General features: G+C 72.2%; 23 protein-coding genes. 12 read left to right on the top strand and 11 right to left on the bottom strand.

All coding sequences use genetic code 11. The features are described 5' to 3' along the window. Window positions 1–69 precede the first annotated feature (69 nt). Window positions 70–1,356, top strand: coding sequence for a PH domain-containing protein (locus ACFYZ3_RS20480; protein WP_388519463.1), 1,287 nt, complete (start codon window positions 70–72; stop codon window positions 1,354–1,356). 43 nt (window positions 1,357–1,399) lie between these two features. Here the strand turns inward: ACFYZ3_RS20480 and ACFYZ3_RS20475 are convergent, their stop codons facing one another. Both ACFYZ3_RS20475 and ACFYZ3_RS20470 read right to left on the bottom strand, forming a co-directional pair. Then, window positions 1,400–2,692 carry a hypothetical protein gene (locus ACFYZ3_RS20475; protein ID WP_388519460.1) on the bottom strand — a complete coding sequence of 431 codons (1,293 nt, stop codon included), beginning with the start codon at window positions 2,690–2,692 and terminating at the stop codon, window positions 1,400–1,402. 136 nt (window positions 2,693–2,828) lie between these two features. Then, window positions 2,829–3,962: an alpha/beta hydrolase gene (locus ACFYZ3_RS20470; protein ID WP_388519457.1), complete on the bottom strand. Its 1,134-nt coding sequence runs from the start codon at window positions 3,960–3,962 to the stop codon at window positions 2,829–2,831. Between the two features lie 162 nt (window positions 3,963–4,124). Between ACFYZ3_RS20470 and ACFYZ3_RS20465 the strand changes: the two genes are divergently transcribed. The 6 genes from ACFYZ3_RS20465 (at window position 4,125) to ACFYZ3_RS20440 (ending at window position 9,602) form a co-directional block, all read left to right on the top strand. Then, window positions 4,125–5,921 carry a phosphatidylglycerol lysyltransferase domain-containing protein gene (locus ACFYZ3_RS20465; protein WP_388519454.1) on the top strand — a complete coding sequence of 599 codons (1,797 nt, stop codon included), beginning with the start codon at window positions 4,125–4,127 and terminating at the stop codon, window positions 5,919–5,921. Between the two features lie 539 nt (window positions 5,922–6,460). Beyond that, complete coding sequence (gene folP / locus ACFYZ3_RS20460; protein ID WP_388519451.1) at window positions 6,461–7,327, top strand: dihydropteroate synthase; 867 nt, start codon at window positions 6,461–6,463, stop codon at window positions 7,325–7,327. Continuing rightward, complete coding sequence (locus ACFYZ3_RS20455; RefSeq protein ID WP_115742755.1) at window positions 7,324–7,827, top strand: nuclear transport factor 2 family protein; 504 nt, start codon at window positions 7,324–7,326, stop codon at window positions 7,825–7,827. The genes folP and ACFYZ3_RS20455 overlap by 4 nt, the downstream gene beginning before the upstream one ends. A 248-nt stretch (window positions 7,828–8,075) precedes the next feature. Beyond that, window positions 8,076–8,435, top strand: coding sequence for a dihydroneopterin aldolase (gene folB / locus ACFYZ3_RS20450; RefSeq protein WP_011028954.1), 360 nt, complete (start codon window positions 8,076–8,078; stop codon window positions 8,433–8,435). Next, window positions 8,432–9,043, top strand: coding sequence for a 2-amino-4-hydroxy-6-hydroxymethyldihydropteridine diphosphokinase (folK, locus tag ACFYZ3_RS20445; RefSeq protein WP_388519447.1), 612 nt, complete (start codon window positions 8,432–8,434; stop codon window positions 9,041–9,043). Before folB ends, folK begins: the two co-directional genes overlap by 4 nt. Window positions 9,044–9,113: 70 nt before the next feature. Next, window positions 9,114–9,602: a DUF3180 domain-containing protein gene (locus tag ACFYZ3_RS20440; RefSeq protein WP_388519444.1), complete on the top strand. Its 489-nt coding sequence runs from the start codon at window positions 9,114–9,116 to the stop codon at window positions 9,600–9,602. 15 nt (window positions 9,603–9,617) lie between these two features. Here ACFYZ3_RS20440 and folE read toward each other — a convergent pair whose 3' ends face one another. From folE to dacB, 6 genes are all read right to left on the bottom strand, one after another. Then, window positions 9,618–10,223: a GTP cyclohydrolase I FolE gene (gene folE / locus ACFYZ3_RS20435; protein WP_361012252.1), complete on the bottom strand. Its 606-nt coding sequence runs from the start codon at window positions 10,221–10,223 to the stop codon at window positions 9,618–9,620. Window positions 10,224–10,354: 131 nt separating this feature from the next. After that, the gene (gene ftsH / locus ACFYZ3_RS20430) at window positions 10,355–12,394 is read right to left on the bottom strand and encodes an ATP-dependent zinc metalloprotease FtsH (protein WP_115742758.1); all 2,040 of its coding nucleotides are present in this window, start codon (window positions 12,392–12,394) and stop codon (window positions 10,355–10,357) included. 196 nt (window positions 12,395–12,590) lie between these two features. After that, window positions 12,591–13,151 (bottom strand): hypoxanthine phosphoribosyltransferase, encoded by a 561-nt coding sequence (gene hpt / locus ACFYZ3_RS20425; RefSeq protein WP_007452004.1) that lies wholly within the window; start codon window positions 13,149–13,151, stop codon window positions 12,591–12,593. A gap of 72 nt (window positions 13,152–13,223) precedes the next feature. Next, window positions 13,224–14,282 carry a tRNA lysidine(34) synthetase TilS gene (gene tilS, locus ACFYZ3_RS20420; RefSeq protein WP_388519440.1) on the bottom strand — a complete coding sequence of 353 codons (1,059 nt, stop codon included), beginning with the start codon at window positions 14,280–14,282 and terminating at the stop codon, window positions 13,224–13,226. A gap of 192 nt (window positions 14,283–14,474) precedes the next feature. Then, window positions 14,475–15,602, bottom strand: a complete 1,128-nt coding sequence (locus tag ACFYZ3_RS20415; RefSeq protein ID WP_361012245.1) for a zinc-dependent metalloprotease — start codon at window positions 15,600–15,602, stop codon at window positions 14,475–14,477. Between the two features lie 204 nt (window positions 15,603–15,806). Continuing rightward, window positions 15,807–17,408 carry a D-alanyl-D-alanine carboxypeptidase/D-alanyl-D-alanine-endopeptidase gene (gene dacB, locus ACFYZ3_RS20410; protein WP_388519437.1) on the bottom strand — a complete coding sequence of 534 codons (1,602 nt, stop codon included), beginning with the start codon at window positions 17,406–17,408 and terminating at the stop codon, window positions 15,807–15,809. Between the two features lie 79 nt (window positions 17,409–17,487). On the opposite strand from dacB, the gene ACFYZ3_RS20405 reads away from it, so the two are divergent. Continuing rightward, window positions 17,488–17,979 (top strand): inorganic diphosphatase, encoded by a 492-nt coding sequence (locus ACFYZ3_RS20405; RefSeq protein ID WP_003975424.1) that lies wholly within the window; start codon window positions 17,488–17,490, stop codon window positions 17,977–17,979. 113 nt (window positions 17,980–18,092) lie between these two features. After that, on the top strand, window positions 18,093–19,802 hold the full coding sequence (locus ACFYZ3_RS20400) for a threonine/serine exporter ThrE family protein (protein WP_388519434.1): 1,710 nt from the start codon (window positions 18,093–18,095) through the stop codon (window positions 19,800–19,802). 115 nt (window positions 19,803–19,917) lie between these two features. Here the strand turns inward: ACFYZ3_RS20400 and ACFYZ3_RS20395 are convergent, their stop codons facing one another. After that, on the bottom strand, window positions 19,918–20,811 hold the full coding sequence (locus tag ACFYZ3_RS20395; RefSeq protein ID WP_388519431.1) for a DedA family protein: 894 nt from the start codon (window positions 20,809–20,811) through the stop codon (window positions 19,918–19,920). Window positions 20,812–20,946: 135 nt separating this feature from the next. Between ACFYZ3_RS20395 and ACFYZ3_RS20390 the strand changes: the two genes are divergently transcribed. After that, window positions 20,947–21,312: a YbjQ family protein gene (locus tag ACFYZ3_RS20390; RefSeq protein WP_003975421.1), complete on the top strand. Its 366-nt coding sequence runs from the start codon at window positions 20,947–20,949 to the stop codon at window positions 21,310–21,312. 208 nt (window positions 21,313–21,520) lie between these two features. On the opposite strand, the gene ACFYZ3_RS20385 is transcribed toward ACFYZ3_RS20390, so the two are convergent. Beyond that, window positions 21,521–22,282 (bottom strand): MerR family transcriptional regulator, encoded by a 762-nt coding sequence (locus ACFYZ3_RS20385; RefSeq protein WP_388519428.1) that lies wholly within the window; start codon window positions 22,280–22,282, stop codon window positions 21,521–21,523. A gap of 116 nt (window positions 22,283–22,398) precedes the next feature. Here ACFYZ3_RS20385 and ACFYZ3_RS20380 point away from each other — a divergent pair, with 116 nt between their 5' ends. Continuing rightward, window positions 22,399–23,826 (top strand): glutamate decarboxylase, encoded by a 1,428-nt coding sequence (locus ACFYZ3_RS20380; protein ID WP_388519426.1) that lies wholly within the window; start codon window positions 22,399–22,401, stop codon window positions 23,824–23,826. 17 nt (window positions 23,827–23,843) lie between these two features. On the opposite strand, the gene ACFYZ3_RS20375 is transcribed toward ACFYZ3_RS20380, so the two are convergent. Next, the gene (locus ACFYZ3_RS20375; protein WP_388519423.1) at window positions 23,844–24,290 is read right to left on the bottom strand and encodes a MarR family winged helix-turn-helix transcriptional regulator; all 447 of its coding nucleotides are present in this window, start codon (window positions 24,288–24,290) and stop codon (window positions 23,844–23,846) included. A gap of 107 nt (window positions 24,291–24,397) precedes the next feature. On the opposite strand from ACFYZ3_RS20375, the gene ACFYZ3_RS20370 reads away from it, so the two are divergent. Further along, window positions 24,398–25,312 (top strand): alpha/beta hydrolase, encoded by a 915-nt coding sequence (locus tag ACFYZ3_RS20370; RefSeq protein ID WP_388519420.1) that lies wholly within the window; start codon window positions 24,398–24,400, stop codon window positions 25,310–25,312. Window positions 25,313–25,324: the final 12 nt, after the last annotated feature.

Raw genomic sequence — 25,324 nt, 5'->3', positions numbered from 1 at the left:
CCCGGCGCGGGCGCCGGCGGAACGCCGGCGAGGGGAGACGGCGCGAGCCGGGACCGGGGCGGCGACGTCGTGGAGCGGCGCCTGCACCCCGTCACGCCCCTGCGGCGGGCGTGGGCGCCGGTCGCGGTGCTCGTCGGGTGGGCCGTGCACGACCCCGACCAGGCGCAGCGCCAGCTGACCCGGCTGACCACCACCCACCTGCTGATCGGCTTCGCCGTACTGATCCCGGCCGCCGCCCTGTACGGCTTCCTCACCTGGTGGTTCACGCACTACGCGGTGACCGACACCGAACTGCGGATCCGCACCGGCCTGCTGTTCCGCCGCACCGCGCACATCCGCCTCGAACGCATCCAGGCGATCGACGTCACCCAGCCCCTGCTGGCCCGGGTCGCGGGCGTAGCCAAGCTCAAGCTCGACGTCATAGGCACCGGCAAGAAGGACGAGCTGGCCTTCCTCGGCGCCGACGAGGCGCGGACGCTGCGGGCCGAGCTCCTCGCGCGCGCGGCGGGCTTCGCGCCCGAGACCGCGCACGAGGTCGGCGAGGCCCCCGCGCGGCAGCTGCTGCGGGTGCCGCCCGGCGTCCTCGCTGTCTCCCTCCTGCTGACCGGCGCGACCTGGGGCACACTGCTCGCCGCCGCCGTCGTACCGACGCTGCTGTGGCTGGCCACCCACAACCTGTGGACAGTGCTGGCGACCGCCCTGCCGCTGGTGGGCGCCGCTGGCGCGAGCAGCGCCGGCCGGTTCGTCGGGGAGTACGACTGGACGGTGGCCGAGTCCCCGGACGGGCTCCGCATCGACCACGGCCTGCTCGACCGCGCCCACGAGACGGTGCCGCCGGGCCGGGTGCAGACCGTGCGCCTCGTGGAGCCGCTGCTGTGGCGGCGCCGCCGCTGGGTGCGGGTGGAGCTGGACGTGGCCGGGTCGTCGAACTCCGTGCTGCTGCCGGTCGCCCCGCGCGAGATCGCCGAGTCGGTCGTCGCGCGCGTGCTGCCCGGCGTGACCGTGCCGGCGGGACCCGAGCTGTCGCGCCCGCCGCGCCGGGCGGCACGGTGCAGACCGCTGTGGTGGCGCGGCCACGGGCTCGCCGTCACCGACGCGGTCTTCGCCGCCCGGTACGGCCTGCTGCGCCGCAGCCTGGCGCTCGTGCCGCACGCCAAGGTCCAGAGCGTCCGCCTGACGCAGGGCCCCTGGCGGCGCGCCCTGCGGCTGGCGGACGTCCACGTGGACACGGGGGCGAACAAGACCGTGACCGCCCGCCTGCGCGACGCCGAAGAGGCCGCGGAACTGCTGCGGAGCCAGGCGGAACGCTCCCGGACCGGCCGCCGCGACGCCCCGCCGGACCGCTGGATGGCCTGAGACCCCCCCCGCCCCACGGCGTCCGGAGGAGACGGTCAGGCGGTCAGGAGACCGCGCTGCGCAGCCCCTGTACGTCGATCTGCTCGGTCTCGTCGTGGGCCGTCAGGTCGATCACCTGGCCCACGCCCCGGGACTCCTCGCCGGCCGCCTTGAAGGAGACCTCGGCCTCCGCCTTGTGCAGGGCGAGCGCCTCCTGGCCGACCACGTCGGCCAGGTCCTCGTTCTGCACGGTCTCCAGAGCGGCGTCGGACGCACCCGCCCCGCCCGTCGCGCCCGTCGTGTTTTCGACGGGCTTGGTGCCGAAGAAGTCGAAGCCGCCCTCGACCACCGGACGCCGCGCCGGGGCCGCCGGTACGACGGCCACCGCGGTCGGCACCGTGAAGTGCCCGTCGGCCCGCCGGGTGGACTGGGTGGGCTGCGCGGGCCGCTCGTCGGACGTCGTGGTCGGGGAGGCGGCGGCGGTGCGCTCATGGCCGTCGGCCGCCTCGGGCTGCCCCTGCGCCTCGTCCTCCTGCCCCGCGTCGGTCGCGGGCACGCCCTCGCCGCCGCCGTCGTCGTCACCGTCGGAGCCGTCCGGGGCGTCGGCGGCCACAGCCCGGTCGCCACCGTCCGGGTCGGCGGGCGCGCCGCCGTCGAAGCGGGCCAGGGCCGCGTTCGCGCGCAGGAACAGCCGGGACCCCTCGGGCGAGAAGACCGCGGGAGCGGAGGCCTCTTCGGCCCCCGTGTCCTCGTCGCCGGGCACCTCATCGGCCCCCGCGTCCGACCCCGGCGCTTCCACTCCGGGCGTCTCCTGCTCCCGCGACTCCTGCTCCCGGGTCTCCTGCACCGGCGTCTCCTCCGCCGGGGCGGTGCGGGCCGCCGGCAGCGCGGGTGCCTGCGGCGCGGCCTCTATCTCCAGCAGCCGGCGGCCCTCCAGCGCGCTGGCACGCTCGGTCTCCGCCGTGGCGTAGCGCCGCAGCAGCGAGGCGTGCTCGTTGCGCAGCCCCGCCAGCTCGGTGCGCTTGGCCCGCAGCCGGTGCTCCAGCTTCTGCCGCAGCTCGCGCGACTCCTCCAGGTCGGACTCCAGTTCGGCGACCCGTTCCTCGAAGCGCCACTCGTCGCTCGCACGCGCGCGTGTGAGGTCGGCGACCTGCCGGCCCGCCTGCGCGTCCCAGTGCCGCATGACGACCGCGCCGACCACAGCCGTCACCGCGGCGGCCGCGGCCAGCACGCGAAGGATCATGGTCTCGCTGAACAACCAGGGCCCGAGGGCGCAGACGACCGAAACACCTGCGATCGCCGACGGAGGAAGCAGCCTGTGCAGAGGCGGGGAATGGCGATGACGTCCACGTGGCATGGCCAGAAACTTACCGCGCGTAGGCGAATCTTGGCGCCCCGCCCCGTAAAAACAGGGCCATCTCCGACGTGTTCACAGGGAACGGGGAATCCACACCCCCGACGACGGACGAATTACCCCCGGATTCCAAGATCATTCAAGAGTCCCGTCCTCCACCCAGCCGCTCATCCAGCCACCGCAGCGTCGCGGGAATCTCCCGCCGCCAGGTATTGAAGTTGTGCCCGCCGCTTTCCAGGATGATCGACGAGATCCGGGTCGGCCTCTTGCCCTTCACCAGATCAATGAACTTCAGCGTGTCCTTGTAGTTCGTCTCGCCGGTCCTGCTGCTGGTGACGAGCAGTGAAGTGTCGGGCGCGGGCGCGTTCTTGAGATACCACCACAGACTGGCCCGCTTCTCGAGCCCCTCGTCCCCCTGGAAGAGGTCGCCCGTGGTGGGGTCGTTCGGCGCGTCGTAGTACGGCGACAGCCCCGCCCCGGCGGCGTACACCTCCGGATGGTGCGCGGCGAGTTTCAGGGCGCAGTAGCCGCCGGTCGAGTTGCCGACGACGCCCCAGCTCCGCGGCCCCTTGGCCACCCGGTAGTGGGCACCCACGGCCTCGGGCAGGTCCTTGGCGAAGAACGTCTCCGTCCGCGGCCCGCCCGGTACGTCCACGCACTCCGTGTCGCGCGGCGGTGCCACCGTGGGCCGCAGCATCACCAGGATCATCGGCCGCATCCGACCGGCCTTCGCCAGCTCCAGCGCCGTACGCGGGTAGTGAAGTTTCTCCACCAGCGCCTCCGCCGTCCCCGGATAACCGGTCAGGACCACGGCCGCGGGAAACGTACGGCCACGGTGCCGCACCTGAAAGTACTCCGGCGGCAAATAGACATACGCCGGTGACGCGATCCGCGACGTACGCCCGACGACCCGTATCTCCTCCACTCGCCCCGAGACGTCCGGCCGCGCCCCGCCCGCCTGCGTCACCCGCCGGTCCCCGACGACCCGCAGCGGCCCGCCGCCCGCGCCGGCCGAGTGGTCCACGACCACGCCCTGCCCGTCCTCCCGCCCGAACAGGTCGGCCCAACTGCCGTAGAACCCGAAGGACTGATTGGCGACCAGTCCCACCGCCGCGAAGACCGCCACCTGGGTGGCGAGCAGCAGACCGACCCTCCCCAGAACGGCCCGCACACCCCGCCCGGCCAGCCGCGGCCACAACCACACCGTCCCGGCGAACAGCAGCACGCCGGCCACCACCGCCAACACCAGCACCTTGTTGCTCGTGAGACCCATGCCTTGCTACCCGCCCGCGCTTTCCGTTGATCAGGGGAGTGAACCTCTCCCTCCGAGACACCGTCCTAGAGGGCGCAATGTCGCCGGATGCCCGGAACGGGCCCGGGATCCACGATCTCTCGCAGAACCACAGGTGCGATGTCTGTCAGGACAGATGAGGAAATGTCGGGCGAGGTTCCGACGAGGCCCACCCGCATACCCCGCGCCCTGCGCGGCCCCCGCCCGGACCGGATCCCCCTCCTCGTCGGCCGCGCCTGCGTGCTCGTCGGCCTGCTGGACATCGCGGCCGGGTCCTTCCCGCGCTTCCGCCACAGCCGGATGCACGCGCTCGCCGAGGTCCTGCCCGGCGCCTTCGGCCCCTTCGCCGCCGCCCTCTCGCTCAGCGCGGGCGTCCTGCTCCTCCTGCTCGCCCACGGCCTCAAACGCCGCAAGCGCCGGGCCTGGCGGGCGGCGGTCGCCCTGCTGCCACTGGGAGCCGTCGCCCAGTTCACATACCGCCACTCCCTCCTCGGGGCAGTGATCTCCGTGGCCCTGCTGATCCCCCTCCTCCGCCACCGCGACGAGTTCGCCGCCCTCCCCGACCCCCGCAGCCGCTGGCGGGCCCTGGCCAACTTCGTCCTCATGAGCGCCGGTTCCGTCCTGCTGGGCCTGCTCGTCGTCAACGCCCACCCGCACCGCATGCTCGGCGACCCGAGTCTGGCCGACCGCCTCACCCACGTCCTCTACGGCCTGTTCGGCGTCGAGGGCCCGGTGGACTACCGCGGCAACACCTCCTGGACGGTCGCGTTCTCCCTCGGCGCCCTCGGCCTCCTGACCGCCGTCACCACCATCTACCTGGCCTTCCGCCCCGAACACCCCGCGGCCCGCCTCACCGAGGACGACGAGACCCGCCTGCGCGCCCTCCTCGCCCGGCACGGCGGCCGCGACTCCCTCGGCCACTTCGCGCTGCGCCGCGACAAGGCCGTCGTCTTCTCCCCCAGCGGCAAGGCCGCCGTCACCTACCGGGTCGTCTCCGGCGTGATGCTGGCCAGCGGCGACCCGATCGGCGACGTCGAGGCCTGGCCGGGCGCCATCGAACGCTTCATGGACGAGGCCCGGGCCCACTCCTGGACCCCGGCCGTCATGGGCTGCTCGGAGACCGGCGGCGAGGTCTGGACCCGCGAAACGGGTCTCGACGCCCTCGAACTGGGCGACGAGGCGGTGGTGGACGTGGCGGATTTCTCCCTCGCCGGCCGCGCGATGCGCAACGTACGCCAGATGGTCAAGCGCATCGAGCGCGCCGGTTACGAGACCCGGGTACGGCGCGTGGCTGACCTGTCCGACGCCGAACTGAACCGGGTGCGCCGCGCCGCCGACGCGTGGCGCGGCACGGACACCGAGCGCGGCTTCTCCATGGCCCTGGGCCGCGTCGGCGACCCGGCCGACGGCGACTGCCTGATCGCGACGGCGCACAAGCAGGACGCCGAGCCGGGCGAGTACGGCGACCTGAAGGCGATCCTGCACTTCGTGCCCTGGGGCACGGACGGCGTGTCCCTGGACCTCATGCGCCGCGACCGCACGGCCGACCCCGGCATGAACGAACTCCTGATCGTGGCCGCGCTCCAGGCGGCCCCGAAACTGGGCATCGCCCGCGTGTCCCTGAACTTCGCGATGTTCCGCGCGGCGCTCGCGCGCGGCGAGAAGATCGGCGCGGGCCCGGTCCTCCGCGCGTGGCGCGGACTGCTGGTCTTCCTCTCCCGCTGGTTCCAGATCGAGTCGTTGTACAAGTTCAACGCGAAGTTCCGGCCCCGGTGGGAGCCGCGCTTCGTCGTGTACCGCCGCTCGGCCGACCTCCCGCGCATCGGCTTCGCCGCGATGCAGGCGGAGGGCTTCGTCACGATTTCCCTCCCCCGCTTCCTCCAGCGCCGGACGCCCTCGCGCCGCCCCTGCGCCCACCAGGCGCCGGCGCGGGCGGCGTAACGGTCACTGGGCCGGCGTCCTTTTCGGCACCCGGGGTGGGTGCGGGCGCGAGGGTGACGCGGCCCGGCGTTGCGGGGTGCCGCTGCGCCCACCCGTGCCGCCCCAGCGGCACGACTGCCCGCAGCGGCGGCGGGGCGCGGCGACTGCCCGCAGCGGCGGTGGCGGCGCGGCGACTGGCCACAGCGGCGGTGGCGGCGTAGCGACTGCCGACAGCGACGGCGGGGGAAGCCGCGTACGGCGAGGGGTGGGACGCGGAGCGTTGGCGGGGAAAGCCGCGTACGGCGGTGAGGGGGCGTGTCGGGGGGTGTCCGCCCGCAGCGGTTGGCGCGTCAACGCCCCGAGCCTTTTCAAGGAACCGATTTCGCGCCGTTCCGAGGACGGACACCCCCCGGCGCGGCCCCGACCCACCCACCGCACGCACCGCGCAACGCGCACCCCCACCGAACCCGCACAGGCCGCCGCAGGCACCCGCAGGCACCCGGTACAGCCGCCGCAGGCACCCCGCGCACCCGCCGCAGCCCACCGCCTACGCTGAACACATGAGCAAGCAGACCGGCCGCCGCCGACGCCATCTCGCGGGACTGACCGCATGGGACCGCTGCGCGGTCATGGGAGTCGTCAACGTGACCCCCGACTCCTTCTCCGACGGCGGCCGCTTCTTCGACACCACGGCAGCCATCAAGCACGGCCTGGACCTGGTCGCCCAGGGCGCCGACCTCGTGGACGTCGGCGGCGAGTCCACCCGCCCCGGCGCCACCCGCGTGGACGAGGACGAGGAACTCAGGCGCGTCGTCCCGGTCGTGCGCGGCCTCGCCTCCGAGGGCGTGACCGTCTCCGTCGACACCATGCGCGCCTCCGTCGCCGAGCAGGCCCTCGCCGCCGGCGCCGCCCTGGTCAACGACGTCAGCGGCGGCCTCGCCGACCCCCGGATGATCCCGGTCGTCGCCGACACGGGCGCCCCCTTCGTCGTCATGCACTGGCGCGGCCTCCTGAAGGACGGCAACGTCAAAGGCACCTACACCGACGTCGTGAAAGAGGTCGTCGACGAACTGCACGCGCGCGTGGAGGCCGTCCTCGACGGCGGCATCGCCCCCGACCGCGTGATCGTCGACCCCGGCCTCGGCTTCTCCAAGGACGCCGAGCACGACCTCGTCCTCCTCGCCCACCTCGACCGCCTCCTCGCCCTCGGCCACCCCCTCCTCGTCGCCGCCTCCCGCAAACGCTTCCTCGGCCGCGTCCTCGCCGGCCCCGACGCCGCCCCGCCCCCCGCGCGCGAGCGCGACGCCGCCACCGCCGCGGTCTCCGCGCTCGCCGCGCAGGCCGGCGCGTGGGCGGTCCGCGTCCACGAGGTCCGCGCCACGGCCGACGCCGTCCGCGTCGCCCGCGCCGTCGAAGGCGCCCGGTGAACGCGCCGCACCTCGACGTCGAACAGGTCGAGGCCGCGAACACCGCCTTCTACGAGGCACTGGAGGAGGGCGACTTCGAGAAGGTCTCCGAGTTCTGGCTCACCCCCTCCGACCTGGGCATCGACGAGTCGTACCACGACCCGGCCGACGCCGGCGTCGTCTCCTGCGTACACCCGGGCTGGCCGGTACTCACCGGCCGCGGCGAGGTCCTCCGCTCGTACGCCCTGATCATGGCGAACACCGACTACATCCAGTTTTTCCTCACCGACGTGCACGTCTCCGTCACCGGCGACACCGCCCTGGTCACCTGCACCGAGAACATCCTCAGCGGCGGCCCCGCCCCCGACGGCGGCGAGGAGCTCGGCCCGCTGGTCGGCCAGCTCGTCGTCGCCACCAACACCTTCCGGCGCACGCCCGCCGGCTGGAAGCTCTGGTCCCACCACGCCTCCCCCGTACTCGCGGAAACCGAGGACGAGGACGGCGAGGACACACCGCCCTGACCCGGCCGGCGGCCACCGGCACCCGGGAAGTGGTTGGAATCACGGACCGGCGGGTAGGGGCGGCTACCAACCCGTGATCCACCGGGACCGCCAGGGAGAACGCACGGTGAAAACCTGCCCGCTCCCCACCCAGCCCCGCCCCCCGCGGCCCGGCACTGTCGGTGCACGCGGGTAGATTCGACTGGGGCCGCCGTACCACCCGCACGTGGTACGACCGGCCGAGACCGACGACTGCAGGAGTGATTCGCGTGGATCGTGTCGCGCTGCGCGGCCTGAAGGCCCGCGGGCACCACGGTGTGTTCCCCAAGGAGCGCGAGGACGGCCAGACCTTCCTCGTGGACATCGTCCTTGGCCTGGACACCCGCCCGGCCGCGGCCGACGACGACCTGGCGAAGACCGTGCACTACGGCATCGTGGCCGAGGAGGTCGTGGCCGTCGTCGAGGGCGAGCCGGTCAACCTCGTCGAGACCCTCGCCGAGCGCATCGCCCAGGTCTGTCTGAAGCACGAAGGGGTCGAGGAGGTCGAGGTCTGCGTCCACAAGCCGGACGCGCCGATCACCGTCCCCTTCGACGACGTGACCGTCACCATCATCCGGAGCCGTGTATGAGCGCCCCCTTCGCCAAGGGTCCGAGCGACCCGACCGTACAGCCCGTGCCCGCCTCCGTCATCGAGCAGGTCGACGCCGCGGACACCACCCTGTCCAACCCCAAGCGCGCGGTGGTCGCTCTCGGCGCCAACCTCGGCAACCGCCTGGAGACCCTCCAGGGCGCGATCGACGCCCTGGAGGACACCCCGGGCCTGCGCGTCAAAGGAGTCTCGCGCGTCTACGAGACAGAGCCGTGGGGGGTGGCCCCCGACAGCCAGCCCTCGTACTTCAACGCGGTCGTGATCGTGAAGACGACGCTGCCCCCGTCCTCGCTCCTGGAGCGGGCGCACGCGGTCGAGGAGGCCTTCCACCGGGTCCGCGACGAGCGCTGGGGCCCGCGCACCCTGGACGTCGACATCGTCGCCTACGCCGAGGTCGTCTCCGACGACCCGCACCTCACCCTCCCCCACCCGCGCGCCCACGAACGCGCCTTCGTGCTGGCCCCCTGGCTGGACGTCGAACCGGAGGCCGCCCTGCCCGGCCGGGGCAGGATCGCCGACCTCCTGGCCGCCGTCACCCGAGACGGCGTCGCGCCCCGCGCCGACCTGGAACTCCGGCTGCCCGAGTAGTCGTTAAGGTCGACGAGGACGACGAGGTCGGGACGACCGCGCCGGGGAGCCGAAGGGACACCGGAACACCGTGAAAGAGTTGCGCATCAGGGTGCTGGTCGGCGTGTTCGTCGTCGCCGGGATCCTGTCCTGGGCCGGCGCCCGCCTGTGGAACTCGGTGGGGACCCTCCCGAGCGTCCCCCTGGCCGCCCCCGTCGTCCTCGCCCTGATCGCGGTGATCCTGCTGGCCACGGCGCTCTCGATCCGCGCCCGCCTCAAGGCCCAGCGGGACCGCGTCCCCGGCGCCAAGGGCGTCGACCCGATGATGGCGGCCCGCGCGGTCGTCTTCGGCCAGGCCAGCGCCCTGGTGGCCGCCCTCGTCGCCGGCATGTACGGCGGCACGGGCGCCTTCCTGCTGGAGTACCTCGACATCCCGGCCCGCCGCGACCAGGCCATCTACGCGGGCGCCTCGGTCGTCGCGGGCATCGCCGTCATAGCGGCCGCCCTCTTCATGGAGCGAGTCTGCAGACTCCCGGAAGACGAGGACGACGACCACCCGGGCGCCGCCTCAGCGGCGTGACCCGCACCCGCGAACTCAGCGAGCCATGATCAGACTCATGGCCTCGTTGCGCGTGGCGACATCCCGCAGCTGACCCCGCACGGCCGAGGTGAGGGTCTTCGCCCCGGGCTTGCGGATGCCCCGCATGGACATGCACATGTGCTCGCACTCGACCACGACGATCACCCCGCGCGGTTCGAGGATCTCCATCAGCGAGTCCGCGATCTGCGTGGTGAGACGTTCCTGCACCTGCGGGCGGCGCGCATAGACGTCCACGAGCCGGGCCAGCTTCGACAGACCGGTGATCTTCCCACTGGTGGACGGGATGTATCCGACGTGCGCCACCCCGCGGAACGGCACCAGATGATGCTCACAGGTGGAGAACACTTCAATGTCCTTCACCAGGACCATCTCGTCGTGCCCTAGGTCGAACGTCGTTGTCAGGACATCCTCCGGCTCCTGCCACAAGCCGGCGAATATCTCCTTGTACGCCCGTGCCACGCGCGCCGGAGTCTCCTTCAGGCCCTCGCGGTCCGGGTCCTCGCCGACCGCGATCAGCAGTTCGCGTACGGCGTTCTCGGCCCGCTTCTCGTCGAACTCGCCGATCTGGCCCTCGCCGTCCAGCGTCACGGGGTCGGTCATGTGATGCCTCGTTCCTGATCCGTCCTGCGACGGCATACGAAAATGCCGCACCCCCCAAGGCTAGAACCTGGGGGGCGCGGCATACATTCCGGGCCTGGTCGGGCCGCCGGGGCGGTCCGAGGCGACCGGGGTCAGCTCTCCGGGCGGTCCTCCGGTGCTCGCTCCGGTGCCGGAGCGGGCTCCACCGTGGTGCTCTTGGCGGTGGAGATCGCCGCCGTAGCGCCGTTCGCCCCGTTCGTCAGTGCGAGCTCCTTCGGGGAGAGCACCGGCGGACGCGTCGAGGGCGTACGGCGGGAGGAACCGGTCCAGGCGGGCCGGGCCGGACGCTTGACGATCTGGGCGAAGACCTCGGCGATCTCCTCCTTGCCCAGCGTCTCCTTCTCCAGCAGCGCGAGGACGAGGTTGTCGAGGACGTCGCGGTTCTCGACCAGGATCTCCCAGGCCTCGTTGTGCGCCGTCTCGATGAGCTTCTTGACCTCTTCGTCGACCAGCGCGGCGACCTCTTCCGAGTAGTCGCGCTGGTGCGCCATCTCACGTCCGAGGAACGGCTCGCTGTTGTCGCCGCCGAACTTGATGGCGCCGAGGCGCTCGGTCATGCCGTACTGCGTGACCATCGCCCGGGCCAGGCCGGTGGCCTTCTCGATGTCGTTGGCCGCGCCGGTCGTCGGGTCGTGGAAGACCAGCTCCTCGGCCGCGCGGCCGCCCAGCATGTAGGCGAGCTGGTCGAGCATCTCGTTGCGCGTGGTCGAGTACTTGTCCTCGTCCGGGAGCACCATCGTGTAGCCGAGGGCCCGGCCTCTGGACAGGATCGTGATCTTGTGGACCGGGTCGGAGTTCGGTGAGGCCGCCGCGACCAGGGCGTGTCCGCCCTCGTGGTACGCGGTGATCTTCTTCTCCTTGTCCGACATGATCCGGGTCCGCTTCTGCGGGCCCGCGACCACGCGGTCGATCGCCTCGTCCAGCATGTGGTTGTCGATCAGCTTCTGGTCGCTGCGGGCCGTCAGCAGGGCGGCTTCGTTCAGCACGTTGGCCAGGTCGGCACCGGTCATGCCGGGCGTACGGCGGGCGACGGCCGACAGGTCGACGTCGGGCGCGACCGGCTTGCCCTTCTGGTGGACCTTGAGGATCTCCAGACGGCCCTGCATGTCCGGGCGGTCGACGGCGATCTGCCGGTCGAAGCGGCCGGGGCGCAGCAGCGCCGGGTCGAGGATGTCGGGCCGGTTCGTCGCGGCGATGAGGATCACGCCGCCCTTGACGTCGAAGCCGTCCATCTCGACGAGCAGCTGGTTCAGGGTCTGCTCGCGCTCGTCGTGACCGCCGCCGAGGCCGGCGCCGCGGTGGCGGCCGACCGCGTCGATCTCGTCGACGAAGACGATGGCCGGGGCGTTCGCCTTGGCCTGCTCGAACAGGTCGCGCACTCGGGAGGCACCGACACCGACGAACATCTCGACGAAGTCGGAACCGGAGATCGAGTAGAACGGCACGCCCGCCTCGCCCGCGACGGCACGCGCGAGCAGGGTCTTGCCGGTGCCGGGCGGGCCGTACAGCAGCACGCCCTTGGGGATCTTGGCACCGACGGCCTGGAACTTGGCCGGCTCCTGGAGGAACTCCTTGATCTCGTGGAGCTCCTCGACGGCCTCGTCCGACCCGGCGACGTCGGAGAACGTCGTCTTCGGGGTGTCCTTGGTGATGAGCTTCGCCTTGGACTTGCCGAAGTTCATGACCCGGGAGCCGCCACCCTGCATCTGATTCATCAGGAACAGGAAGACGACCACGATGAGGACGAACGGGAGCAGGGAGAGCAGAATCCCGACGAACGGGTTCTGCTTCGACGGCGACACGGTGTAGCCGTCGGAGATCTGCTTGTCCTGGTACTTGTTCTGAAGTGTGTTGGCGAGGGTCACGCCCTGGTCGCCGATGTAGCTCGCCTGGATCTTCGAGCTGCCCTCGACCTTTTCGCCGTCCTTGAGCTGGACCTTGATGGTCTGCTCGTCACCGGTGGTCAGCTTGGCCGACTCGACCCGGTTGTCGTTGATCGCCTGGACGACCTGGCCCGTGTCCACCGTCTTGTAGCCACCGGACGAGCCCACGACCTGCATCAACACGACCACGGCAAGGACGGCCAGCACGATCCACATGATTGGCCCACGGAAGTATCGCTTCACGTCCATCCACACGGAGCGGTGTCGCCCCGTCCCTCCTGCCATAGTGAGTTTGATAAGACAGTTCTTCTGACGGTACCCCAGCGTGGCGGCCCTCAGCCGCACGGGCGGGCCGACGTCCCGTCTGCATGCTCCAACGGCGCGGCGGCCCGAGGGGTTCCCGGGTGACCCGCCCAAACACCGTGAAGCCCGTTACAGGGGTGCGTCAGCCGCCGTACACGTGGGGCGCGAGCGTACCGACGAACGGGAGGTTGCGGTACTTCTCGGCGTAGTCGAGGCCGTAGCCGACGACGAACTCGTTGGGGATGTCGAAGCCGACCCACTCCACGTCGATGGCGACCTTCGCGGCGTCCGGCTTGCGCAGCAGGGTGCACACCTTGAGGGAGGCGGGCTCGCGCGAGCCGAGGTTGGAGATCAGCCAGGACAGGGTCAGGCCGGAGTCGATGATGTCCTCGACGATCAGGACGTGGCGCCCCTTGATGTCGGTGTCGAGGTCCTTGAGGATCCGCACCACACCGGAGGACTGGGTGCCCGCGCCGTACGAGGACACCGCCATCCAGTCCATCGTGACGGGGGTGGACAGCGTGCGCGCCAGGTCGGCCATGACCATCACGGCGCCCTTGAGCACGCCGACGATGAGCAGGTCCTTGCCCGCGTACTCCGCGTCGATCTTCGCGGCCAGCTCGGCCAGCTTCGCGTCGATCTCTTCCTTGGTGATGAGTACCTTCTCGAGGTCGGCACCCATGTCGTTCGCGTCCACCCGCATCACTTTCGGTCGTCCCACCGGCCAGTCCGAAGCGTCCGTCGATCCGTGTGCGGATCGGTGGAGGGTCCGGATTCAGCCTTGCCGAATCACCAGTCTGCCACCCTGCCGCCGGGCGACGACTTTGCCGGGGAGGTTGATGGCCCCCTGACCGCGCCAGCCGGTGATGAGCCGGTCGACTTCCTCGATGTGGCGGGCGAACAGGGCACCGCCCGGGGCACCGGCCTCCAGGGCGGCGCGGCGCAGGATCCGGCGGCGTACGGCGGGCGGCAGGGCGTACAGCTTGGCGCACTCCAGTCCGCCGGTGGCGTCGCGGACGCCGGCCTCGGCCTGGCGGGCCCAGGTGTCGAGGGCGTCGGCGTCGTCCCGGGAGAGTTGGGCCGTACGGGCGAGGGCCTCGACGACGCCCTTGCCGAGGGCCTTCTCCAGGGCGGGCAGGCCCTCGTGGCGCAGCCGGGAGCGGGTGTAGGCGGGGTCGGTGTTGTGGGGGTCGTCCCAGACGGGGAGGGACTGGACCATGCAGGCCTTGCGGGCGGTCTGGCGGTCGACCTGGAGGAAGGGGCGCCGGTAACGGCCGCCGGCCCCCGAGACCGCGGCCATGCCCGACAGGGAGCGGATGCCGGAGCCGCGGGCGAGGCCCAGCAGGACGGTCTCGGCCTGGTCGTCGCGGGTGTGGCCGAGCAGGACGGCGGCGGCGCCGTGGCGGGCGGCGGCGGCGTCGAGCGCGGCGTAGCGTGCGTCGCGGGCGGCGGCTTCGGGGCCGCCGCCGCGGCCGACGGTCACGGCGGTGGCCTCCACAGGGTCGAGGCCCAGTTCGCGCAGGCGCAGGACGACCTCTTCGGCGCGCAGGTCGGAGCCGCTCTGCAGGCCGTGGTCGACGGTGACACCGCCGGCCCGGACGCCGAGCCGGGGTGCCTCGAAGGCGAGGGCGGAGGCGAGCGCCATGGAGTCGGCACCGCCGGAGCACGCCACGAGCACGAGCGGTGCCGTCGGGAGTCCGGGCGCACTCTCGGGCGTACGTTCGACGGCCGTCGCGGCGGGGACGCCGGCCGGGGTGTTCAGTTCGGTGAGGATGTCGTGGAGGACGCGGCGGACCGCCAGGCGTATCGCCGCGACCGCAGGATGGGGACCCATGTCCGGTGCCCTTCATGAAGTTGTCGGGGGTGAGCCCGAGGTTCGGTCACGCAGAGTGTGTAGATGGTGACAGAAACGGGCCGTTCCCCGAGCATCGCACGCCTGCCGAAGGCTCACGGTCCCTCGGACGGGTGATTGAAGGGTCGTTCGCCTGCCGTAGGCCGGAATCGTTTCACGCCCCGCCCGCGCGGCTCACGCCTCCGGCTTGCGGTGCACCCGCGCGATCCAGTCCGCCGGTTTGGCGATCTCCGACTTGGTGGGGAGCGTGTTGGGCGAGGTCCAGACGCGGTTGAAGCCGTCCATGCCGCACTCCTCGACGACGGCCCGTACGAACCGTTCGCCGTCCCGGTACTGACGGAGCTTGGCGTCGAGGCCGAGCAGCTTGCGCAGCGCCATGTCGAGGCGGGAGGCGCCCTTGGCGCGGCGCTGCTGGAACTTCTCCCGGATCTCCCCGACGCTCGGCACGACCGCCGGTCCGACGCCGTCCATCACGAAGTCGGCGTGGCCCTCCAGGAGGGACATCACGGCGGTGAGGCGGCCGAGGACCTCCCGTTGGGACGGGGTCTGCACCAGCTCCACCAGCGAGCGGCCGCCGTCGTCCTCCTCCGCCTCGGGACGGCCCCCGGCCAGCGACTGGGCGGCCTCGCGGACCCGTTCGAGCACGGTCATGGGGTCCACGTCGGTCTCGGCCAGGAACGACTGGATTTCGCCCTCGAGGTGGTCGCGCAGCCAGGGCACGGCGGTGAACTGCGTGCGGTGCGTCTCCTCGTGCAGGGTCACCCACAGGCGGAAGTCGTGCGGCTCGACGTCGAGTTCGCGCTCCACGTGGACGATGTTCGGCGCGACCAGGAGCAGCCGGCCGCCGCCGTTCGCGCCGGCGGGCAGCTCCCGGGTGGCGGGGGCGAACGTCTCGTACTGGCCGAGGACGCGGGAGGACAGGAACGACAGCAGCATGCCCAGCTCCACGCCGGTGACCTTGCCGCCGACGGCGCCGAGGACCGCGTTGCCCGCGCCGCCGCCGCGCCGCTCCTGCATCTTCTCCAGCAGGGGCTTGAGCAGCTCCCGGAACCCGGCGACGTTGGCCCGGACCCAGCCGGGCCGGTCGACCACCAGGACGGGGGTGTCGTGGGTCTCCTCGGTGCCCATCCGGGTGAAGCCGCGGACGTGCTCCTCCGAGGACTTGGCATGGCGGCGGAGCTCGGCGACGACGGCCCTGGCCTCGTCGCGGCTCACCTCGGGGCCCGGCCGTACGAGCCGGGTCGCGGTCGCCACCGCGAGGTTCCAGTCGACCATGCCGGAATTTGCGCCGATGCTCGTCATGCGTCAACGGTACGGGAGCGCTGCCGCTGGGGGGCAGTCGTGCGGGGCACCAGGTCGGCCCGGGGTGAGGTCCGTTGCCTGGGCACCCGGCGTTGCGGTGCCTCCCCCAGTGGCTGAACGGCCTGGGAGGTACCCCCACCGCCCACCCGTGCCGCCCCAGCGGCACGACTGCCCGCGGCTAGGGCGGCCGGCGACTGTCCGCGGCTACGGCGTCTGCGACGCCAGCGCTGTTGCCGCTCGGTCCAGGGTCGTCTGGGCCGTCCAGGGGTCCGTCGTGGCGTTGGCCAGGAAGGCGAAGCCGAGGAGGCGGCCGTCGGGGGTGGTGACCGTGCCGGCGAGGGTGTTGACGCCCGTGAGGGTGCCGGTCTTGGCTCGGACGAGGCCCGCTGCGCCGTCCGTGTAACGGCCGGCCAGGGTGCCGGTGAAGTGGGCGACGGGCAGGCCGGTAAGGACGGGGCGCAGTTGGGGGCGGGCCGGGTCGGCCGCCTCGGTCAGCAGTGCGGTGAGGAGGTCGGCGCTGATCAGGTCGGTGCGGTCCAGGCCGCTTCCGTCGTGGAACCGCGCGCCGCCCACCGGCAGGCCGAGCTGCTTCAGACGGGCCGTGACGGCGGCGCCCGCCCCCTCGAAGTCGGCGCGCTTGCCGGTCGCCACGGCGGTGTGGCGGGCCAGGGCCTCGGCGAGGTCGTTGTCGCTGTTGGTCAGCATCCGCTCGACCAGGGCCGACAGCGGGGGCGAGGAGACCGTGGCGAGGGTGTCGGCGCGGCCGGTGGCCTTGGAGGGGCCGGGGGCGGACGCGGTGATGCCGTGCTCCTTCAGGAGGCCGGCGAAGGTGCGGGCGGCGTCGGCGGCCGGGTCGGGCACGCGCGGGGCGGGGCCGCTGGTGGAGTCGTCGGTGCGGCCCTCGTCGGTCATCAGGGCGGTGACGCGGGCGAGGTTCTCGTTGACCCCGATCGGGTGCATTTCCGTACCGGCGTAGAGCGTCGTGTCGTACGACAGCGTCACCTCGCGCACGCCCCGCTTCTTCAGCGCGGCGGCGGTCTTCTCGGCGAGGGTGCGCAGGCCGGCCAGGTCCCGGGCGTCCTTGCGTGCGGTGAGGGTGGGGTCGCCGCCGCCGACCAGGACGACCTCGCCGGTGTCGGCCTCCAGGGCGGTGCGGGTGGTGAGGCGGTGGTCGGGGCCGAGGGCGGTGAGGGCGGCGACGGCCGTGGCGATCTTGGTGGTGGAGGCGGGGGTGAGCGGGGTGCCGTCGCCGAGGCCGTACAGGCGCTTGCCGGTGGTGAGGTCGACGACGGTCGCCGCGCGGCGCTCGCCGAGCCCGGGGGCGTCCCTGAGCAGGGGGTCGAGGAGGTCCGCGAGGTCCTGGTCGGCGGGTGCCGCCTTGACGCCGCCGGGGGCGGAGGTGCCGCCGAGACCGGCCAGTACGGCGCCGGCGCTGGGCGCGGGGCGGGGCGATCCGGACGACGTACCGGAGGCCCCGGATCCGCGGCCGTGATCTGCGCCACCCGCGTGCTCCAGGGCGACGGCCCGGTCCCGCTCGGCCGTACGCTGACCCGTGGAGTCCCAGGGGCCGGCGACGGTCACCACCCCGGCGGCCAGTGCCAGCCCGGCGGTGGCGGCACCGGCGGTGTACTGCCAGGTCTTCGGCCTCGTGATCCGCGTGAGCCGCGGCGCCGTGGCCCGTGCCAACCGTGCGACCCGCGGTCCGGCGGCCCGGACGAAGCGGGCCAGACGGGGACGTACGGCATCCGCGGCCCGCGCGACATGCGGTCGCGCGGTCCGCCAAGGCCTCAGCTCTGGCACTGTCACCAGCCCCTTTCGCGATCACACACCTGCGTGAGGGACACTTAACCACCAGAACTATGTGCTGATCATGGAGGAGCGTCCGGTGGAGTTCGACGTCACGATCGAGATCCCGAAGGGTTCGCGGAACAAGTACGAGGTGGACCACGAGACCGGTCGTATCCGCCTGGACCGCCGCCTGTTCACCTCGACCGCCTACCCGACCGACTACGGCTTCGTCGAGAACACCCTCGGCGAGGACGGCGACCCGCTGGACGCGCTGGTCATCCTGGACGAGCCGACCTTCCCGGGCTGCCTCATCCGCTGCCGCGCGATCGGCATGTTCCGGATGACGGACGAGGCCGGCGGCGACGACAAGCTGCTGTGCGTGCCGTCGACCGACCCGCGCGTGGAGCACCTGCGTGACATCCACCACGTCTCGGAGTTCGACCGCCTGGAGATCCAGCACTTCTTCGAGGTCTACAAGGACCTGGAGCCCGGCAAGTCCGTCGAGGGCGCCGACTGGGTGGGCCGCACCGAGGCCGAGGCCGAGATCGAGCGGTCCTACAAGCGCTTCAAGGACCAGGGCGGCCACTGATCAGGCGCCTCTCCCGTAACGGGCCGCACGCACACGCGTGCGGCCCGTTCGTGTTTGAGTGACCATACTGAGGTCAACAGGAGGGTGTGTCGGTACCAGGGAGCGTTGCGCAGGTGACGGAGGCGGAGGAGCCCAAACCGCAGTCGGACGAGGCCCGCAGTGCCTTCCGGCAGCCCAGTGGGATCGGGGCGTCGATCGACGGCGAGTCGTCGACGACGTCCGAGTTCGAGATCCCGCAGGGGCTGGCCGTTTCCCGGCCCACCGGCAGCGAGTCCGAGACGACCTCGGAGTTCTCGCTCCCCGACGGTCTGGAGGTGCCGCAGACCCCGCCCGCGGACGCCGAGGGCTCGGCGTTCACCATGCCGAGTACGCACAGCGCGTGGACCGCCCCGGCCGCGTTCACTCCGGCGAGCGGCTTCCCCGCGGTGAGCCTGACGGACGTGCCCTGGCAGGACCGGATGCGCGCCATGCTGCGGATGCCGGTGGCCGAGCGGCCCGCGCCCGAGCCCTCGCAGAAGCACGACGACGAGACCGGCCCGGCCGTGCCCCGCGTGCTGGACCTGACGCTGCGTATCGGGGAGCTGCTGCTGGCGGGCGGTGAGGGCGCCGAGGACGTGGAGGCGGCCATGTTCGCCGTCTGCCGCTCCTACGGCCTGGACCGCTGCGAGCCGAACGTCACCTTCACCCTGCTGTCGATCTCCCACCAGCCGTCCCTGGTCGAGGACCCGGTGACGGCGTCGCGCACGGTACGCCGCCGGGGCACCGACTACACGCGGCTCGCGGCCGTGTTCCACCTGGTGGACGACCTCAGCGACCCCGACACGAACATCTCCCTGGAGGAGGCCTACCGGCGCCTCGCGGAGATCCGCCGCAACCGGCACCCGTACCCCACCTGGGTGCTGACGGTGGCCAGCGGTCTGCTCGCGGGCGGTGCCTCGCTGCTCGTCGGCGGCGGGGCGACCGTGTTCTTCGCCGCGATGTTCGGCTCGATGCTCGGCGACCGGCTGGCGTGGCTGTGCGCCGGGCGCGGGCTGCCGGAGTTCTACCAGTTCGCGGTGGCCGCGATGCCGCCCGCCGCGATGGGCGTCGTGCTGACGGTGACGCACGTCGACGTGAAGGCGTCCGCGGTCATCACCGGTGGGCTGTTCGCGCTGCTGCCCGGGCGGGCGCTGGTCGCGGGGGTGCAGGACGGTCTGACCGGCTTCTACATCACCGCCGCGGCCCGTCTGCTGGAGGTCATGTACTTCTTCGTCAGCATCGTCGCCGGGGTGCTGGTGGTGCTGTACTTCGGGGTCCAGCTGGGCGCCGAGCTGAATCCGGACGCCAAGCTCGGCACCGGTGACGAACCGTTCGTGCAGATCTTCGCCTCGATGCTGCTGTCGCTGGCCTTCGCGATCCTGCTCCAGCAGGAACGGGCCACCGTCCTCGCGGTGACCCTGAACGGCGGCATCGCCTGGTGCGTGTACGGCGCCATGCACTACGCCGGCGACATCTCGCCGGTGGCCTCCACGGCCGCCGCGGCGGGGCTCGTGGGCCTGTTCGGGCAGCTGATGTCCCGGTACCGGTTCGCGTCGGCGCTGCCGTACACGACGGCCGCGATCGGGCCGCTGCTGCCCGGTTCGGCGACGTACTTCGGTCTGCTGGGCATCGCGCAGGGCGAGGTCGACTCGGGGCTGCTGTCGCTGTCCAACGCGGTGGCCCTGGCGATGGCCATCGCGATCGGGGTGAACCTCGGTGGGGAGATCTCCCGGCTGTTCCTGAAGGTGCCCGGCGCCGCGAGTGCCGCCGGCAGGCGGGCGGCGAAGCGGACCCGGGGTTTCTAGAGCGCCCAAGGGGGCGGGGAATGCGGTACGACGGCGGGTGCGGGCACGTCGTGGTTGATCGCGCCCACACGGCGGAGCCGCACATCGATACAGCCCCGCGCCCCTTGGGACGCTTTCAGCGGCCCTGGTTGTACGGGTACTGGTCGCCGTACTGCGGGGGCTGGTCGCCGTAGCCCTGCGGGTACTGCTGGGCGTACGGCTGCTGCGGGGGCTGCTGGCCGCCGTAGGGCGGCTGGGTGCCGTAGCCCTGGTCGTACTGCGGGTCGTACTGCTGCTGCGGCTGGTCGTACGGGTCGACCCGGCGGAGCTGGGTCGTGGCGTCGTCCATCACCGGGTACGCGGGCTGGTGCTGCTGGGGCGCCGGGGTCGCGGGTGCGGCCGCGGCGGCGCGCTGCTTCTTCTTGCGTTCCCGCAGGTACTCGATGGCGATCGGGACGACCGAGACCAGGATGATCAGGACGAGGATGCCCTCGACGTGGGCCCGGATGAACTCGATCTGGCCGAGCCAGTAGCCCGCGAGGGTGACGCCGGTGCCCCAGGCGACGCCGCCGATCACGTTGTACGTGAGGAAGGTGCGGTACTTCATGCGGCCGGCGCCCGCCACGATGGGGGCGAAGGTGCGCACGATGGGCACGAAGCGGGCCAGGACGATCGCCTTGGGGCCGTACTTCTCCATGAACTCGTGCGCCTTCTCCAGATTCTCCTGTTTGAAGAGCTTGGAGTTGGGGCGGCTGAAGAGCTTCGGGCCGAAGAACTTGCCGATCATGTAGCCGACTTGGTCGCCGAGGACGGCGGCGGCCACGATCAGGGTGCACACCAGCCACAGCGGCTGGCTGATGTACTGGCCCTGGGCGACGAACAGGCCCGCGGTGAACAGCAGCGAGTCGCCGGGCAGGAACGCGAAGAGTCCCGACTCGGCGAAGACGATGAGCAGGATGCCGGGCAGACTGAACGTCTCGATCAGGTAGTCCGGGCTGATCCACTCGGGACCGAGCGCAAGGGTGGTCACGGGATTGTGGCTCCTGCTGCTGGGGGGATGCGGGCTGGACCTGGCTGCCCAAACGTACAACGCAGCCGCGGTGCCCCAGGTTCCACGGGGCGTCTTGGGGTGCGCTGTGACGTTCCCCGGGGAAACCTGAGAACCATGGGTATTGAAGAATACGGCGGCGGCCAGGGCCCGCAGCCCGACGTGCTCGTCGTGACCACCAATGATCTGCCGGGCCACCGGGTGCAGGAGGTGCTCGGGGAGGTCTTCGGGCTGACCGTGCGCTCCCGGCACCTGGGGAGCCAGATCGGTGCCGGGCTGAAGTCGCTGGTCGGCGGTGAGCTGCGCGGTCTCACCAAGACGCTGGTCGAGACCCGCAACCAGGCGATGGAGCGGCTGGTCGAGCAGGCACGCGCGCGCGGGGCCAACGCGGTGCTGTCCTTCCGCTTCGACGTGACGGAGGCGGCGGACGTGGGCACCGAGGTGTGCGCGTACGGGACGGCGGTGGTCGTGGCCCGGGAGTGAGCCCCGGAGTGGGACCCGGGAGCGGGACCCGGGAGCGGGATCCGGGAGCGGGACCCGGGAGTGGGGGGGGGGGGGGGGGGGGGGGGGGGGGGGGGCCCCCCCCCGCCGCCCCGGGGCGGGGGGGGGGGGGGGGGGGGGGGGGGGGGGGGGGGGGGGGGGCCGGGGGGGGGGGGGGGGGGGGGGGCCCCCCCCCCCCCCCCACCACCGCTCAGGAGGTGTGCCGGACGGCGTTGGCGAGGATCGCGTCGCGCATGTAGGCGGCCAGGCCCGGCTTGGCGGCGTCGATGTTCCTCGTGAAACGTTCGTCCGAGACGTACATCTCGCCCAGGCAGGTGTGCATCTCGTACCCGCAGTCGTAGTGGTTGCGGGCGATCCCCTGCCGGTGGTCCTCGGCGGCGTCCATGGCCCCCTCGGAGTCGGCGGGCTCACCGGCCTCCATCAGGGCGACGAAGCGCCGGGTGAGTTCGTCGGCCTCGTCCTGGATGCGCTGCCAGTCCTCCTTGGTGTACGAGGCGGTCTTCTCCTTGGACTGGCGGTAGGCGTCGGTGTCGCCCCAGCGTTCCTGGACCTCCTCCTCGTACTGGTCGGGGTCGAAGTCGCCGAAGACCTCGAACTTCTCCTCCGGCGTCAGGTTGATTCCCATGCTGCGTGCCTCCATGGCCTGCTCCACGGCCGCCGCCATCTTCTGCAGCTTCTCGATCCGGGCGGACAGCAGCTCGTGCTGGCGGCGCAGGTGCGCGCGCGGGTCCGCGGCCGGGTCGTCGAGCAGGGCGGCGACCTCGTCGAGCGGGAAGCCCAGCTCCCGGTAGAACAGGATCTGCTGCAGCCGGTCGAGGTCGGCGTCGCTGTAGCGCCGGTGGCCCGCGTGGCTGCGCTCGCTGGGTACGAGCAGGCCGATGTCGTCGTAGTGGTGCAGCGTACGCACCGTCACTCCGGCGAAGCCGGCCACCTGTCCCACGGAGTAGCTCACTTCCGCTCCTTTCTCTGACGCCGTCCACGCTGCCTCCTCACGTGACGTGAGGTGCAAGCCCGCGCGCGGTACGTCCCCGGGTGCGGGGCCCGGGGCCCCGGCCTACCGTCGGTTGCATGTCACTGCACAAGGGTCCCCGCCCGCCCCACGACGACGACCGCGACCGGCGCCGGCTCGCCGTGAACCCGTTCCACGCGGCGGCGAACCCGCTCGGCGGCATGACCGAGGCCCCGCCCTCGCACCGGCTGCCCGACTCCCCGCTGCCGCCGGAGACCGCGTACCGGCTGGTCCACGACGAGCTGATGCTGGACGGCAACGCGCGGCTCAACCTGGCCACCTTCGTCACCACCTGGATGGAGCCGCAGGCCGGGGTGCTGATGAGCGAGTGCCGGGACAAGAACATGATCGACAAGGACGAGTACCCGCGCACCGCCGAGCTGGAGCGGCGCTGCGTGGCGATGCTCGCCGACCTGTGGCACGCGCCCGACCCGGAGGCGGCCGTGGGCTGCTCGACGACCGGGTCGAGCGAGGCGTGCATGCTGGCCGGGATGGCGCTGAAGCGGCGCTGGGCGCTGCGCAACGCCGACCGGTACCCGGCGAAGGACGTGCGGCCCAATCTGGTGATGGGCGTGAACGTGCAGGTCTGCTGGGACAAGTTCTGCAACTTCTGGGAGGTGGAGGCCCGCCAGGTCCCGATGGAGGGCGACCGCTTCCACCTGGACCCGCAGGCCGCCGCCGAGCTGTGCGACGAGAACACCATCGGGGTCGTCGGCATCCTCGGCTCCACCTTCGACGGTTCCTACGAGCCGATTGCCGAGCTGTGCGCCGCCCTGGACGCCCTCCAGGAGCGCACCGGCCTCCACATCCCGGTGCACGTCGACGGGGCGTCCGGCGGCATGGTCGCGCCCTTCCTGGACGAGGACCTGGTGTGGGACTTCCGGCTGCCGAGGGTCGCCTCGATCAACACCTCGGGGCACAAGTACGGGCTGGTCTACCCCGGGGTCGGCTGGGCGCTGTGGCGGGACGCCGAGGCCCTGCCGGAGGAGCTGGTGTTCCGGGTCAACTACCTGGGCGGCGACATGCCGACCTTCGCGCTGAACTTCTCCCGGCCCGGCGCGCAGGTGGTGGCGCAGTACTACACGTTCCTGCGGCTGGGCCGCGAGGGCTACCGGGCCGTGCAGCAGTCCGCGCGGGACATCGCGGGCTCGATCGCCGGGCGGGTCGAGGCGCTCGGCGACTTCCGGCTGCTGACGCGCGGCGACCAGCTGCCCGTGTTCGCCTTCACGACGGCCGACGAGGTGACGGCGTACGACGTCTTCGACGTGTCCCGGCGGCTGCGCGAGGGCGGGTGGCTGGTGCCGGCGTACACCTTCCCCCCGCACCGCGAGGATCTCTCCGTGCTGCGGGTGGTGTGCCGCAACGGCTTCTCGGCCGACATGGCGGACCTGCTCCTGGACGACCTGGAGCGGCTGCTTCCGGAGCTGCGGCGCCAGTCGGGCCCGCTGACGCGGGACAAGGGGGCGACCACCGGCTTCCACCACTGACCCACCCCGGCCCCTCGTCAGCCGGGGCTGCCGCGGGAGCCCGCCTCCAGGTTCGCGCGGAGGGTGGCGAGGGTCGCGGCGACGCGGCTCAGGTCGCCGGGAGCGATCCCCGCGGTCAGCGAGACCAGTGCGTTCTCGACGACGGGGCGGGAAGCCGCAAGCCGTTCCCGGCCTTCGGGCGTGAGGCTGAGCACGGACGAGCGGCGGTCCTGGGGGTGCGCGCCCCGCACACACCAGCCGGCGGCCACCAACCGGTCGACCGCCTTGCTGACCGCCCCCACGGTGATCGCCAGTTCGCCGACGATGTCGAGCACGCGACAGCCCGGCACCCGGTCGATGATCTCCAGGAACTCGAACTGCCCGAGACCCAGCCCCTGTTCGTCGCGCAGCCGGGCACTCACGGCGTTGTAGAGCCGGGTCTCGACGCGGACCAGGTCGACGAAGCCCTGAGTGATGTGGCTCACATGATCTCCAATGGATTCCCGGGAATCTACTTCCTCGGAATCCGGTTGGCGCACACAGATGGATTCCCAGGAATCAATTCTCGCACGCCGACCCGTGGAGGCCCCTCATGTCCCGACAGCAGCGCGACGCCCTGGACGCCATGCTCCGTTCCGCCCCTCACTCCGAGACGCCGCCCACGATCGACGAACAGCGCGACGGTTTCGCCACGGCCATGACCCGGCCCGTGCCGGACGGGGTGGTCATCCGCAGGACCGTCCTGGGCGGGCGGCCGGCCCTGGAGCTGGAGCCGGACACGGCGGCCGACCGCGGCCGGCTGCTCTACCTGCACGGCGGCGGCTACGTCATCGGCTCCCCGGACACCCACGCGGGACTGGTCGGCGAACTGGCCCTCCGCGCCGGTCTGCGCGCGACGTCGGTGGACTACCGGCTGGCTCCCGAGCACCCCTTCCCCGCGGCCGTCGACGACGGACTCGCCGCCTACCGGGAGCTGCTGGCGACGGGTTCCGACCCGCGGGATATCGTGGTGGCCGGCGACTCCGCCGGTGGCGGACTGAGCATCGCCACCCTGCTCGCGGCCAGGGCGGCCGGACTGCCCCAGCCCGCCGCCGCGGTCCTCTTCTCCCCCTGGGTCGACCTCACCCTCTCCGGCGGCAGCATCCGCTCCAAGGAGGACGCCGACCCCATATTCACCGAGGCCGACGTGCGCGCGTACGCGGATCTCTACGTCGGCGCGGGCGACCGGGCGTTCCCGCTGGCCAGCCCGGTCTTCGGCGACCTCTCCGGGCTGCCCCCGCTGCTCGTGCAGGCCGGCGCGAACGAGGTGCTGCTCGACGACGCGGTGCGGCTGGCCGGGCGGGCGGGCGCCGACGACGTCGAGGTCACGCTCGAAGTGGGGCCCGGGCTCCCCCACGTCTACCAGTTCCACCACGGCCGCCTGGAGGAGGCGGACGCCGCACTCGACCGCGCCGCCCGCTTCCTCACCGCCCACCTCGATGCCTGGCGCCTCGCACCGGTCCACTGACGCGGACGCCGC

It is taken from the genome of Streptomyces sp. NPDC001599, from assembly GCF_042893535.1.
Taxonomy (GTDB): Bacteria; Actinomycetota; Actinomycetes; order Streptomycetales; family Streptomycetaceae; genus Streptomyces.
Note: the sequence above shows the minus strand (reverse complement) of the source record. Positions and strands in the feature narration are given on the sequence as shown.